Annotated in this window: 11 protein-coding genes and 1 pseudogene; 2 read left to right on the top strand and 10 right to left on the bottom strand. The window is 69.1% G+C overall.

Going from position 1 to position 12,427, the window contains the following annotated elements; genetic code table 11:
* Positions 1-276: 276 nt before the first annotated feature.
* From ILP86_RS15265 to ILP86_RS15240, 7 genes and pseudogenes are all read right to left on the bottom strand, one after another.
* Positions 277-1,008 (bottom strand): membrane dipeptidase, encoded by a 732-nt coding sequence (locus ILP86_RS15265; protein ID WP_308431955.1) that lies wholly within the window; start codon positions 1,006-1,008, stop codon positions 277-279.
* 58 nt (positions 1,009-1,066) lie between these two features.
* Positions 1,067-1,246, bottom strand: a pseudogene (locus ILP86_RS20030) (membrane dipeptidase); the annotation flags it as partial.
* Positions 1,247-1,400: 154 nt separating this feature from the next.
* Positions 1,401-1,898, bottom strand: a complete 498-nt coding sequence (locus ILP86_RS15260; RefSeq protein WP_046748824.1) for a methylated-DNA--[protein]-cysteine S-methyltransferase — start codon at positions 1,896-1,898, stop codon at positions 1,401-1,403.
* A complete protein-coding gene (locus tag ILP86_RS15255) occupies positions 1,895-3,406 on the bottom strand; it encodes a DNA-3-methyladenine glycosylase 2 family protein (protein ID WP_058632671.1) in 1,512 nt (503 codons plus the stop codon). The genes ILP86_RS15260 and ILP86_RS15255 overlap by 4 nt, the downstream gene beginning before the upstream one ends.
* 168 nt (positions 3,407-3,574) lie before the next feature.
* Complete coding sequence (gene purH / locus ILP86_RS15250) at positions 3,575-5,182, bottom strand: bifunctional phosphoribosylaminoimidazolecarboxamide formyltransferase/IMP cyclohydrolase (protein WP_193762353.1); 1,608 nt, start codon at positions 5,180-5,182, stop codon at positions 3,575-3,577.
* 34 nt (positions 5,183-5,216) lie between these two features.
* Positions 5,217-5,804: a phosphoribosylglycinamide formyltransferase gene (gene purN, locus ILP86_RS15245; protein ID WP_193762352.1), complete on the bottom strand. Its 588-nt coding sequence runs from the start codon at positions 5,802-5,804 to the stop codon at positions 5,217-5,219.
* 62 nt (positions 5,805-5,866) lie between these two features.
* Positions 5,867-7,243 (bottom strand): DUF6350 family protein, encoded by a 1,377-nt coding sequence (locus tag ILP86_RS15240; RefSeq protein ID WP_061018552.1) that lies wholly within the window; start codon positions 7,241-7,243, stop codon positions 5,867-5,869.
* A gap of 90 nt (positions 7,244-7,333) precedes the next feature.
* On the opposite strand from ILP86_RS15240, the gene ILP86_RS15235 reads away from it, so the two are divergent.
* Entirely contained in the window at positions 7,334-8,809 is a 1,476-nt protein-coding gene (locus ILP86_RS15235) for an NCS2 family permease (RefSeq protein WP_046748819.1), read from the top strand.
* 148 nt (positions 8,810-8,957) lie between these two features.
* Here ILP86_RS15235 and ILP86_RS15230 read toward each other — a convergent pair whose 3' ends face one another.
* A complete protein-coding gene (locus ILP86_RS15230; protein ID WP_113681391.1) occupies positions 8,958-9,359 on the bottom strand; it encodes a VOC family protein in 402 nt (133 codons plus the stop codon).
* Between the two features lie 76 nt (positions 9,360-9,435).
* Here ILP86_RS15230 and ILP86_RS15225 point away from each other — a divergent pair, with 76 nt between their 5' ends.
* Entirely contained in the window at positions 9,436-10,014 is a 579-nt protein-coding gene (locus ILP86_RS15225) for a TetR/AcrR family transcriptional regulator (RefSeq protein WP_046748817.1), read from the top strand.
* Positions 10,015-10,284: 270 nt separating this feature from the next.
* Here the strand turns inward: ILP86_RS15225 and sucD are convergent, their stop codons facing one another.
* Both sucD and sucC read right to left on the bottom strand, forming a co-directional pair.
* Entirely contained in the window at positions 10,285-11,187 is a 903-nt protein-coding gene (gene sucD / locus ILP86_RS15220; protein ID WP_046748816.1) for a succinate--CoA ligase subunit alpha, read from the bottom strand.
* A gap of 27 nt (positions 11,188-11,214) precedes the next feature.
* Positions 11,215-12,381 (bottom strand): ADP-forming succinate--CoA ligase subunit beta, encoded by a 1,167-nt coding sequence (sucC, locus tag ILP86_RS15215; protein ID WP_045263776.1) that lies wholly within the window; start codon positions 12,379-12,381, stop codon positions 11,215-11,217.
* Between the last annotated feature and the right edge of the window lie 46 nt (positions 12,382-12,427).

Below are 12,427 nucleotides of genomic sequence, written 5' to 3'. Positions count from 1 at the left end.
GGAAGGGGACGGATGCGAGAGCGGACCCACAGGGTCCGGCATCCGTCGGAGAAGGGGCGGGGTGGCTCTAGGAGAGCGGACGCGCCGGGGTCGAGCCGAGAGCTGCGATCCGCGCGGTGGCGATCGTGAACATGGTGTCCTCCTCAGGGGCTCGGCGATGTCGTCCGGTTGGCGCGACAGCCCACCAGCCTATTGCTGTGAACCAGCTGAAAGCAAGAGTCATTCCCGATTCGCCCTGCTCTTTCCCGGCGACCGCGGCGAGGTGGCTCGGGTGGCTCACCCCTGGACAGCGAGCCCGGTTCGGAGAAAGCGCTGCAGGTTGCCGCCCAGCACGGCCAGGACATCGGCGTCGCGCCAGCCGCGACGCAGCAGAGCCTCGGTGACGAGCGGAAGCCCTTCCGGACCCTCGAGCCCGGGAAGGTACCGATCGGCGGGGACGCCCTCGATCGTCGTCTGCACGCAGCACGGGGCCGTGGTGTCCGCGAGCACCTCGCGGACGAAGTCTGGTCCCATCCCGACGTGGTCCACCCCGGCGACGGACACCACCCGCTCGAAGTGGTCGATCAGGGTGTCGATCGTGTAGTCGCTCGCATGCAGATACGGGGCGAAGAAGTTGACGCACACGACTCCCCCCGTCTCCGCGACTCCGGCGATCTGCGCATCGGTGAGGTTGCGGTGGTGATCGAACAGGGCGCGGGCGGACGAATGCGTTGCCATGACGGGTCGCGTGGCGAGCTCGAGCACGTGGTCGACGCCGCCCGCTCCGAGGTGGCTGACATCGAAGATCATGCCGATGCGCTCCATCTCGGCCAGCGCCTGGACGCCCGTGCGCGTCAGCCGGCTGCCCGCGGCATCTTCTCCGCTTCCGTCCGCGAAGGCGCTGCGACCGAAGTGGGCGACCGAGCCGACGCGCACTCCGAGCCGATGCACCGTCTCGAGGAGCTCGACATCGTCGGCGATGCCGGGCATGCCCTCGAGAGCGAGCACCAACGCGATGCGCCCCCTCACCGATCACCCTGTCGATGTCGTCCCCGTCGAGGCAGAGCCCCACCGCATCCGCGTTTCCTTCCGCCACCCGGTGCGCGGCTTCGATCATGCGGAACGTACGACGCAGCGCGCCCTCCGGCCGGTAGACGTCATCGACGAACACGGGCAGGACCTGCAGGTCGACACCACCCGTGCGCAGCTGCGGCAGCCACTGGGCCCGGAAGTAGTCCGACCACTCGGCGGGCGGACGACTCGTCACCGAGCAGAGCAGATCGTTGTGGGCATCGGCGACGACGGCGCGGCGGTGGAGATCGAGGGCATCGATGGCGGTCACGGCTCGAGCCTATGGCCGCGTCGGAACGGACGGTTCGTCGTAGCGCACCATCACCGGTGCCGGATCTGGTGCTCCTGGCTCACGCCGCGGCACTCTCGCGGGCCAGCAGACTCTCCTTGACATCGACGCCCCACGCGAAACCGCCGAGGCTCCCGTCGGTGCGCAGCACCCGGTGGCAGGGCACGAAGAGCGCCGGGGCGTTGCGGGCGCAGATGGACGCCGCAGCCCGAACGGCCCGGGGGTTGTCCAGGCGTGAGGCGAAACCGGTGTAGGTCAGCGGCCCGCCCGGCTCGATCTCCCGGAGCGCCGACCAGCCGGCGAGCTGGAGTGCGGTGCCGGTCTGCTTCACGGCGACATCGTCGATGGCCGAGAGGTCGCCCGCGTAATAGGCGACCACCGCGTCCGCGGCGTCCGTCGCACCATCGCGCAGCGCCTCCGGACGGTTCGCCGCCGACAGCCGCCCGAGGATCGCCTCGACGTCGGACGTCCAGCCCGAGGCCAGCACGCGCTGATGGTCGTCGGCGAGGATCGTGAAGGCGCCGTCCGGCGTCTCGATGGTCTGGATGAGGGCGGTCATGAGTTCTCCTTCGTCGTGATGTCGGTGGGACGGTGCGCTGCGGGGACCCGCCGCGGCCCGACGGGGCGCACCGGAGCGGCGCGCCACAGATGCGCGCTCAGATAGCTGCGCCATGGTGCCGCGCGCAGGGCCCAGGCGGTGAGCGCCCGTGGCTCGCCCGGCAGGCCGGAGGCCGCCGCGCCGGCGCGCAGCGCGACGTCTCCCGGGAGCAGCACATCCGGATCGCCGAGCACACGCATGCGCACGTAGTCGGCTGTCCAGGGTCCGATGCCGGGCATCGCGAGCAGGGCAGCACGCTGGTCGACGCCGTCATCTCCGACCGTGAGCGTCAGGGATCCGTCGGCGAGAGCGGCCGCAGCGCCGGTGATCGCGCGGATACGGGCGGCCGGCCCTCGCAGCACCTCGGCTCCATGGGCGGCGATCGCCGTCATCGTCGGGAAGAGCAGTCCGTTCTCGGTGCGCTCCCCCAGCGCCTCGGTGAGTGCCGTGAGCGCGGTTCTGGCGGCGACCACGGTGATCTGCTGCCCCACCATGGCGCGGATGAGCATCTCATGCGGATCAGCCGACCCCGGCACGCGGATGCCGGGGGTGCGCGCGACGAGCGGCGCGATCTCGTCGTGTTCCGAGAGCGCCTCGTCGATCGCCAGCGGGTCGGCATCGAGGTCGAAGATGCGTCGCACGGTCGAGACCAGCGGTGCCAGGTCCCCCAGCCGCGCGACGCGTGCCCGCAGGTGCAGGCGCTCACCCTCCTCCTGACGCACCTCGAACCAGGCGGGACCACCGGCCATGCGGAGGTGACGCGAGAAGGACGTCGCCGTGGTCTCTTCGACGCCGGGGATCGCACGCGCCGCCATCCAGGCGAAGACGCCGCTCGCGTCGAGTGGACCGCGATAGGGCAGCACGAGGTCGATCGAGCCGGGAGCCGCGGACGCCGGAAGCCGTCGCCGCGCCCTGAGCTCCCCCGGCGTGAGGCCGAAGACCTCGCGGATCGTGTCGTTGCACTGTCGGATGCTGGCGAACCCGGCGGAGAACGCGACATCCGAGATGGGCATGTCGGTGCCGACGAGGAGCATGCGCGCGGTGTGCGCCCTGTGTGCCCGCGCCAGTGCGAGCGGCCCGGCGCCGAGTTCGGTGGTCAGCAGCCTCGTGAGGTGCCGACCGGAATAGCCCAGTCGCGCGGCCAGGCCCGGCACGCCCTCCCGTTCCACGACGCCGTCGGAGATCAACCGCATCGCTCGCGCGGCGGTGTCGCCGCGGATATCCCACGCCGGCGAGCCGGGAGCGGCCTCGGGCAGGCAGCGCTTGCAGGCGCGATACCCGGCCTCGTGCGCTGCGGCGCTGGTCGGATAGAACGTCACGTTCTGGGGTTTGGGCGTGCGCGCGGGGCAGCTCGGACGGCAGTAGATCCCGGTCGAACGGACGGCCGTCACGAACTGCCCGTCGAAGCGGGTGTCGCGCGCGCTGATCGCACGGTAACGCTCGTCGAAGTCCGTCACGGGGAAGCTCATGCCTCCACTGTGTCACGCCCCACCGACAACGACTGGCGGAAATCGGACATGACTGTCCGGGCACGAACGCCGAGACCCACCCGCCTCGCCGACACCCATCGCCGCCGCAGTGGGCGCGTGTGGGTCTCGGCGTGGAGAGTGGGTCTCGAGGTATGCGCAGGCGCGCGTTCAGTGGAAGAAGTGGCGCTCACCGGTGAAGAACATCGTGACGCCGGCCTTGCGCGCCGCGTCCACGACCTCCTCGTCACGCACGGAACCGCCCGGCTGCACGATCGCCGTGACGCCGGCATCGATCAGCACCTGAGCGCCGTCGGCGAAGGGGAAGAACGCGTCGGAGGAAGCGACGGATCCGGCCGCCCGGTCCCCTGCCCGCTCGACCGCGAGGCGGCAGGAGTCGACGCGGTTGACCTGGCCCATGCCCACGCCCACCGTGGCGTTGTCCTTCGCGAGCACGATCGCGTTCGACTTGACCGCTCGGCAGGCCTTCCACGCGAAGATGAGGTTCTCCATCTCCTCGTCGGTCGGACGCTCACCCGAGACCAGCTCCCAGTTCTTCGCGACGGAGACGATGTCGTCGGGGAACCGGTCGGCATCCTGCAGCAGCAGCCCACCGGAGACGAGACGCACGTCCATGCGCTCCTGCTGCCAGTCCTCGGGCAGCTGCAGCAGGCGCAGGTTCTTCTTCGCCTTGAACACCTCGAGCGCCGCGGGTTCGAACGACGGCGCGACGATGACCTCGGTGAAGATGTCCTTGAGGTTCTCGGCCATCTTCAGCGTGACCGTGCCGTTGGCCGCGATCACACCACCGTATGCCGAGACGGGGTCGCACTCGTGCGCACGCAGGTGGGCGCTGGCGATCGGGTCGAGCGCGTTCGGCGCCGTGGTCGCGATACCGCACGGGTTGGCGTGCTTGATGATGGCGACAGCCGGCTTGACCATGTCGTATGCCGCGCGCAGGGCGGCGTCGGCGTCGACGTAGTTGTTGTACGACATCTCCTTGCCCTGCAGCTGCGTGGCCTGGGCGATGCCGTGTCCACCGGCGCGCGTGTAGATCGCGCCGCGCTGGTGCGAGTTCTCGCCGTAGCGGAGCGTCGCGAGCCGCTCAGCCTGGATCGTGAGATGCGTCGGCAGATCGCCGTCGTCCTGCAGCGTCCCCTCGGCGAACCACGAGGCGACCGCGGTGTCGTACGCCGCTGTGTGCGCGAATGCTCGGGCGGCGAGCTCACGACGCTGTGTCAACGAGGTGCCGCCCTCGCCGACCGCCGCGATGATGCCGGGGTACGACTGCGGCGAGACGACGATCGCCACGTTCGCGTGGTTCTTGGCCGCGGCGCGTACCATCGCGGGGCCGCCGATGTCGATCTGCTCGACCACGTCGTCGCCGACCGCGCCGGAGGCGACGGTCTCGATGAACGGGTAGAGGTTCACGACCACGAGCTCGAAGGGAGTGATGTCGAGGTCGGCGAGCTGGCGCTCGTGGTCCTCGAGACGCAGGTCGGCGAGCAGGCCGCCGTGGATCTTCGGGTGCAGCGTCTTGACGCGACCGTCGAGCATCTCTGCGACGCCGGTCACGGCGGCGACGTCGGTGACCTCGAATCCCGCCTCGCGGATGGTCGACGCCGTCGAACCCGTCGAGACGATCTCGATACCCGCCTCAGCCAGAGCCGCAGCCAGCAGGAGCAGATCGGTCTTGTCGCTCACCGAGACGAGCGCGCGCCTGATCGGCACGGTGTCGCGATCGCGGTAGAGCGTGGGGTCGTGGCGGGGGCCGGCCATGATGGGCTCCTTCGTGCGGGGCGTCGGGTGGGGGTCAGGAAGAAGAGCTGAGGACGAGGTCGCCGGTGGCGATTCCGCGGACCACGTCGATGAGCAGTCGGCGCTCGACGGGCTTGATGCGCGCGTGCAGGCTGTGCTCGGTGTCGCCGTCGAGGATGGGGACGCGCTCCTGGGCGAGGATCGGACCGGTGTCGACGCCGTCGTCGACGACGATCACGCTGGCCCCGGTCTCGGCGACGCCGGCCGCGAGCGCGTCGCGGACGCCGTGGGCGCCGGGGAACTCGGGCAGGAACGCCGGGTGCGTGTTGATGAGGCGCGGCGAGTACTGTGCGACGAGCGACGGCGGAAGCAGGCGCATGAGCCCGCTGAGCACGACGAGGTCCGGCTTCCAGACGGCGAGCTGGCCGGCGAGTTCCGCACCCCACGCCTCGCGACTCTCGTGCTCATGCCACGGCACCGTGAAACTGGGGACGCCGAACTCCTCGGCATGGGCGAGCCCCTCGGCTTCGCGATCGGCGCCGACCACGATCACCCTGGCGGGAAAATCGGGATGACGAGCGGCCTCGAGGAGGGCGCGAAGATTCGAGCCGGTGCCCGAGATGAGAACGGCGACCGTGAGCACGCGCCCAGTCTACCGGGGCGCCGAAGCTCGTTCCGCCTGCGTCGCACGCACACCGCGAGCCGTCAGTCGCGGTCGTCCCTCGGCGGCGTGAAACCGCGGACATCATCCAGCGGAGCCGTGTCATCGAAGGCCTGCGTGTGGGGGAAGGGGATGCCAGGCACCGGGACCACGGACGCTGCGCTCGGATCGAGCTCGGACATCTCGGCTATCCACCGATCGGTGCGCTCCTCCGCCAGTTCATCGCGATGTCGTGGGGACAGGAGCAGGATCGCGGCGCCGACGAGCACCTCGAGGCCCAGGGCGAGCATGAAGGGCAGCGCCGCTGGTCCGACGTCCGACAGCCGTCCCGGTCCCATCGACCCGCTCGCCAGCACGGCGGCGATCCCGGCGATACCGGCGGTGACGACCGCGATCCCCACCGCGATGACGGCACGCTGCGCCGTTCCCAGCGGAGTGCCCTCCCAGACGAGACGGGAGCGAACCGCCCACCCCGCGAACGCTCCGGCGGCGATCGGGACGAGCACCACGATCAGCATCCACATCGAGCTGTTCTCGGGCAGCAGTCCGAACACGGGGATGCCGGGCACGACTCCCAGCTGGGTGCCCGCAGGCGACACCGCGGTGCCGACGCCGACGGCGAACCCGGGGCCGGCGAGCCAGGACGCGACCCAGACGATGAGGGTCGGCAGGTACACCAGCTGCGCCAGGGTCATCACCGTCGCACCCAGCGCGTCGACGCGCGAGGCCTGGAACAGCGCGACGACTTCACCTCCCCGGAACAGCGTCACCACCGCGAGGGCCAGAGCAGAAGCGCCGACCACGCCCATCAGGGTGAAGGCCGCGCCTCGAACGACGGCGGCGGGGACCGGTGCCCAGTCGTCGCGGACGTCGATGCGATCGTGCAGACGGTCGAGGATGCCGCCGTCGCCCTCTTCCCAGGCGATCCGGACGGCGCCGCACAGCGCGCCGACGAAGTAGACCGCCGCGGGAAGGGCGATCGCGAGCAGGAGGGGCGTCTGCGCCGCATCCAGCCGCGCCGTCAGCGCGACACCGGCGGAGATCGCGGTGAACACCACGGTGCCGGACACCACGCCGAGCAGCCAGGTTCCCGCCGTGGCGGCTCTGGCTCCGGAGCGCGCGGCGAACAGCAGTGTGAAGAGCAGGAATGCCAGCGGGGTGATCGACACCGCGAACGAGGCGGCCTGGGCGGGGATCGCGAGGGCGACCAGAAGCTCGTCAGGAATCGTCACCGCCAGCGGCACCCCGTGTCCGAACTCCCAGAGCGTGCCGGTGAGCGGCCAGAGCGCACCCCAGTCGGCGCTGATCCCGAAGGCGAGAGTCCACAGCAGCGTCAACGGCGCGAGCAGCACGACGAGACCGACCGCCGCGGCGATGGCGGCGTCGAAGGCGGCGAGGAGCGCGACGAGGAGGCGTTGCATAGCGCTTCGAGACTACGACGAGTTCCCGACGAAGCCCCGGGGGCGCGCGTGGGGTCGGCGACACGATAGCGTTTCTCCGGAGGTTTCCCGATGACAACTGCCCCGCCCGCCCCGGCACCCACCGAGCCCAAGAACTCCCTGGACCGCTTCTTCGAGATCAGCAAGCGCGGATCCACGATCGGCACCGAGATCCGAGGAGGTCTGGTGACGTTCGTCACGATGGCCTACATCGTGATCCTCAACCCGATCATCCTCTCCGGCAAGCCCGACGTCGCCGGAGACATGCTCAGCTTCAACGCCGTCGGCGCCGCCACCGCGTTGACCGCCGGCGTCATGACGATCCTGTTCGGTCTCGTGACGCGCCTGCCCTTCGGTTTCGCCGCAGGACTCGGCATCAACGCCTTCGTCGCGTTCTCCGTGGTCGGGCAGGTGACCTGGCCCGAGGCGATGGCACTCGTGATGATCAACGGTGTCGTGATCGTGCTGCTCGCGGCCACCGGGCTGCGGAAGGCGATCTTCGACGCCGTGCCCTTCCAGCTGAAGATCGCCATCACGGTCGGCATCGGCCTGTTCATCGCCTTCATCGGCTTCGTCAACTCGGGCTTCGTCACCGCGACCGGCGCCTCGTCCCCTCCGGTCGGGCTCGGCGTCAACGGCTCGGTCGCGACCGTGCCGACCCTGCTGTTCGTGATCACCCTGCTCCTCACCGGCATCCTCGTCGCCCTCAAGGTCAAGGGCGGCATGCTCATCGGCCTCATCGGCGGCACCGTGCTCGCAGTCATCGTCGAGGCGATCTGGCACATCGGCGCCCGCGGCTTCGACGACGAGGGCAACGTGGTCAACCCCGGCGGCTGGGGCCTCACGGTCCCGGCGCTGAACGGCTCCCCCGTCGGCATCCCGGACCTCAGCCTGATCGGCGCCGTCGACTTCAGCTTCGACCTGAGCAAGGTCAGCCTGGTCGCGATCGTGATGATCGTCTTCACGCTGCTCTTCACGAACTTCTTCGACGCCATGGGAACCATGACCGGCCTGGCGAAGGAGGCGAACCTCGCCGACGACAACGGAGACTTCCCCCGCATCAAGTCGGCACTGGTCGTCGAGGGCGTCGGCGCGATCGCCGGTGGTGCGACCTCGTCGTCCTCCAGCACCGTCTTCATCGAGTCGGGTGCTGGTATCGGCGAGGGAGCCCGCACGGGACTCGCGAACGTCGTCACAGGTGTCGTGTTCCTGATCGCGATGTTCCTGACCCCGCTGACCTCCATCGTCCCGACCGAGATCGCGGCCGCGGCCCTGATCATCGTGGGTGCGATGATGATGGCGCAGATCCGCTACATCGACTTCAGCGACTTCCGCGTGCTGCTGCCGGTGTTCCTCACCGTCTCGGTCATGCCGCTCACCTACTCGATCGCGAACGGCATCGGAGCGGGCTTCGTCAGCTGGGTGCTCATCCACGCGTTCTCGGGCAAGGCGAAGACCATCAGCCCGCTGTTGTGGGTCGTCGGCGCCGGCTTCCTGATCTTCTTCGCGAGAGGCCCCATCGAGGCGCTGTTCGGCGTCGGGATCTGACGCGAGAACACGAGGGGCGGATGCTGCGGCATCCGCCCCTCTTTCTGTTCGGTACCGTCGCCCGGATGCATGACCGTCGCACGGATGCATTGCCCACACGGGGTCCTCGGTCATGCAGGTGTCGGCCGATCATGCATCCGACAGGGCCTCAGGAATAGGCCTCGGCGAACTCCGCTGACGGCGCGATGGGCTCGATCACGTCGATCAGCACACCCCCGGGCGCCTCGACGATGAAGTGACGCTGCCCGAAGGTCTCGTCCCGAAGCGCGAGGCGCTCGACCAACCCGTGCTCACCCACGAGCCGACGGTGCGCTGCCGTCGCGTCGACGACCTCGACGTTGAGCAGCAGACCTCGGACGGGCTCACGGAAGCCATCGGGGATCGTCTCGTGACCCCGGTCGAGGAGCGCGAGCTCTCCTCCTTCGACGCGCAGGCTCACGTACCAGTCCGCCTCGAACGTCGTCTCGAAGCCCAGTTCCTCACGATAGAACTGCGCGGCAGCGGCGACGTCATCGACCATCAGAACCGGGTAGAAGCTCGTGATCTCCATGAACTCTCCTTTACATACAGTGTGTTTGTAACATCGGTGGCTAGAATACATACAAGTCGCACGTAAAGGAAGTCCCATGCCGCGAGCATCCGCTGCCGACGCCGCCGAGACGGCGCGACGCATCCTCGAGACCGCCACCGCGCACTTCGCCGAACACGGCTACGCATCCTGTTCCGTCGATGACCTCGCACGCGCCGCCGGAGTGACCCGCGGGGCCGTGTACCACCACTACGCATCGAAGCCGGGACTGTTCGCCGCGGTCGCCACCCGCCAACAGCAGAGCGTCGCCGAGGCGATCGTGGCCGCGACGAGGGACAGCACCCCGGAGACCGCACTCCGCGAGGGGAGCCATGCCTACCTCGACGGCATCACGGGCAGGACGGCCGCGCGCGTACTCCTCATCGACGGACCCTCCGTGCTCGGCTGGGAGGAGTGGCGCCGCCTCGACGCGGAGGGGCCGGAGCGCGAGCTGCGGACTGGACTGCGTGAAGCAGGAGCCCCGCCCGCGCTCCTCGACGCCCTGACCGCAGCCCTGTCCGGCGCCATGAACGAACTCGCCCTCTGGCTCGCCGTTCGCCCGGACGACGCGGAGGCACGACAACAGGCCCACCGCGCACTCGACGCGCTTCTGGACACAGCTGCCAGCCGAAGCTGAGCGGTGCTTGCGCGGCCACCGTCGACCGCGCAAGGGTGGAAGCTCGACGACCGGGAGGAGCTGCGTGCACATGCCACACGACCATCACGCCCCCTCTCGAGGCAGCTGTCGGCACCGTCGCCCGGATGCATGAGCGTCGCACGGATGCATGACCCACACGGGGTCCTCGGTCATGCAGGTGGCATCGGGTCATGCAGCCGGTCAAGCGGCCGGGCATGAAAGAAGGCCCCGGGGTGGAGCCCGGGGCCTTCAGATCAAGCGTAACTCAGATCAGAGCGACTCGATGATCGCGCGCATCAGATCCGCCGTCTCGGACGGCGTCTTGCCGACCTTGACGCCGGCGGCCTCGAGGGCCTCCTTCTTCGCCTGAGCGGTACCGGCGGAACCGGAGACGATCGCACCCGCGTGACCCATGGTCTTGCCCTCGGGGGCCGTGAAGCCCGCGACGTAGCCGACGACGGGCTTGGTGACGTTCGCCTTGATGTAGTCGGCCGCCCGCTCCTCGGCGTCGCCGCCGATCTCGCCGATCATCACGATCGCCTTGGTCTCGGGGTCGGCCTCGAACGCGGCGAGCGCGTCGATGTGCGTGGTGCCGATGACCGGGTCGCCGCCGATGCCGATGGCGGTCGAGAAGCCCAGGTCGCGCAGCTCGAACATCATCTGGTAGGTCAGGGTGCCCGACTTCGACACGAGGCCGATCGGACCCTTGCCGGTGATGTTCGCGGGCGTGATGCCGACGAGCGCCTCACCGGGGGTGATGATGCCGGGGCAGTTCGGTCCGATGATGCGGGTCTTGTTGCCCTTGCTCTGCGCGTACGCCCACGCCTCGGCCGAGTCGCCGACGGGCACGCCCTCGGTGATCACGACGAGCAGCGGGATCTCGGCGTCGATGGCCTCGATCATCGCGTCCTTCGTGAAGGCGCCGGGGACGAAGGCGATCGACACGTCGGCGCCGGTCTCCTTCATGGCCTCGGCGACCGATCCGAAGACGGGAAGCTCGACGGCGTTGCCGTCCTTGTCCGTGTGCGAGACCGTGGTACCGGCCTTGCGGGCGTTGACGCCACCGACGACCTGGGTGCCGGCCTTGAGCATCAGCGCGGTGTGCTTGGTGCCCTCGCCGCCGGTGATGCCCTGGACGATGACCTTGGAGTCCTTGTTGAGGTAGATAGACATAGCTCTGGTTCCTTGTGTCTCAGGCGATCAGGCGTTGGCGAGCTCGGCGGCCTTGTCGGCGCCCTCGTCCATGGTTGCGGCCAGGGTGACAAGCGGATGCGCGTACTCGGCGAGGATCGCGCGACCCTCGTCGACGCGGTTGCCGTCCAGACGCACGACGAGCGGCTTGGAGGCCGTGGCGCCGAGCGTCTCGAGCGCGCCCTTGATGCCGTTGGCGACGGCGTCGCACGCCGTGATGCCACCGAACACGTTGACGAACACGCTCTTGACCTGCGGGTCGCCGAGGATGACGTCGAGGCCGGCGGCCATGACCTCAGCCGAGGCTCCACCACCGATGTCGAGGAAGTTGGCGGGCTTCACGCCGTTGTGGTTCTCGCCGGCGTAGGCGACCACGTCGAGCGTCGACATGACGAGTCCCGCGCCGTTGCCGATGATGCCGACCTCGCCGTCGAGCTTCACGTAGTTCAGGCCCGACTCCTTGGCCTTGGCCTCGAGCGGGTCGGCGGCGTCCTTGTCCTCGAGCGCCTCGTGCTCGGGGTGGCGGATCTCGGAGGCGTTGTCGTCGAGCGTGACCTTGCCGTCGAGCGCGATGATGTCGCCCTCTTCGGTACGCACGAGCGGGTTGACCTCGACCAGCGTCGCGTCCTCACCCTTGTACACGTCGAACAGCTTCACGAAGACGTCGGACACCTTGTCGACGAGGTCTTCGGGGAAGTTGGCCGCACGAGCGATCTCGACGGCCTTCTCCTTGTCGATGCCCGTCAGCGGGTTGACCTCGACGCGCGCGAGCGCCTCGGGGCGCTCGACCGCGAGCTCTTCGATCTCCATGCCGCCCTCGACCGAGCACAGGCTCAGGTAGGAGCGGTTGGCACGGTCGAGCAGCACGGAGAAGTAGAACTCCTCGGCGATACGCGCACCCTGCGCGACCATGACGCGCTTGACGACGTGGCCCTTGATGTCGAGGCCGAGGATGGCCTTCGCTGCCTCGTACGCCTCGTCGGGCGTCTTGGCGACCTTGACGCCGCCCGCCTTTCCACGGCCGCCGGTCTTCACCTGAGCCTTGACGACGACCACTCCACCGATCTTCTCGGCGGCCGCCCTCACCTCTTCAGGGGTGTCCGCGACGATGCCGGCGAGGACCGGCACTCCGTACTTTTCGAAAACGTCTCGTGCCTGGTACTCGTACAGATCCACTGTGGTTCCTTCACTGGGCTGCTGTCTGGTAATTCTCTCGATGTCG

The sequence above is a fragment of the Microbacterium sp. R1 genome (assembly GCF_015159725.1).
Classification (GTDB): domain Bacteria; phylum Actinomycetota; class Actinomycetes; order Actinomycetales; family Microbacteriaceae; genus Microbacterium; species Microbacterium oxydans.
Note: the sequence above shows the minus strand (reverse complement) of the source record. Positions and strands in the feature narration are given on the sequence as shown.

Coding starts and splice junctions, on each gene's coding strand:
- sucD (WP_046748816.1), bottom strand. CDS start 11,187: ATGTCTATCTACCTCAACAAGGACTCCAAGGTCATCGTCCAGGGCATC.
- ILP86_RS15235 (WP_046748819.1), top strand. CDS start 7,334: ATGACAACTGCCCCGCCCGCCCCGGCACCCACCGAGCCCAAGAACTCC.
- ILP86_RS15255 (WP_058632671.1), bottom strand. CDS start 3,406: ATGAGCTTCCCCGTGACGGACTTCGACGAGCGTTACCGTGCGATCAGC.
- ILP86_RS15230 (WP_113681391.1), bottom strand. CDS start 9,359: ATGGAGATCACGAGCTTCTACCCGGTTCTGATGGTCGATGACGTCGCC.
- ILP86_RS15240 (WP_061018552.1), bottom strand. CDS start 7,243: ATGCAACGCCTCCTCGTCGCGCTCCTCGCCGCCTTCGACGCCGCCATC.
- ILP86_RS15225 (WP_046748817.1), top strand. CDS start 9,436: ATGCCGCGAGCATCCGCTGCCGACGCCGCCGAGACGGCGCGACGCATC.
- ILP86_RS15260 (WP_046748824.1), bottom strand. CDS start 1,898: ATGACCGCCCTCATCCAGACCATCGAGACGCCGGACGGCGCCTTCACG.
- purH (WP_193762353.1), bottom strand. CDS start 5,182: ATGGCCGGCCCCCGCCACGACCCCACGCTCTACCGCGATCGCGACACC.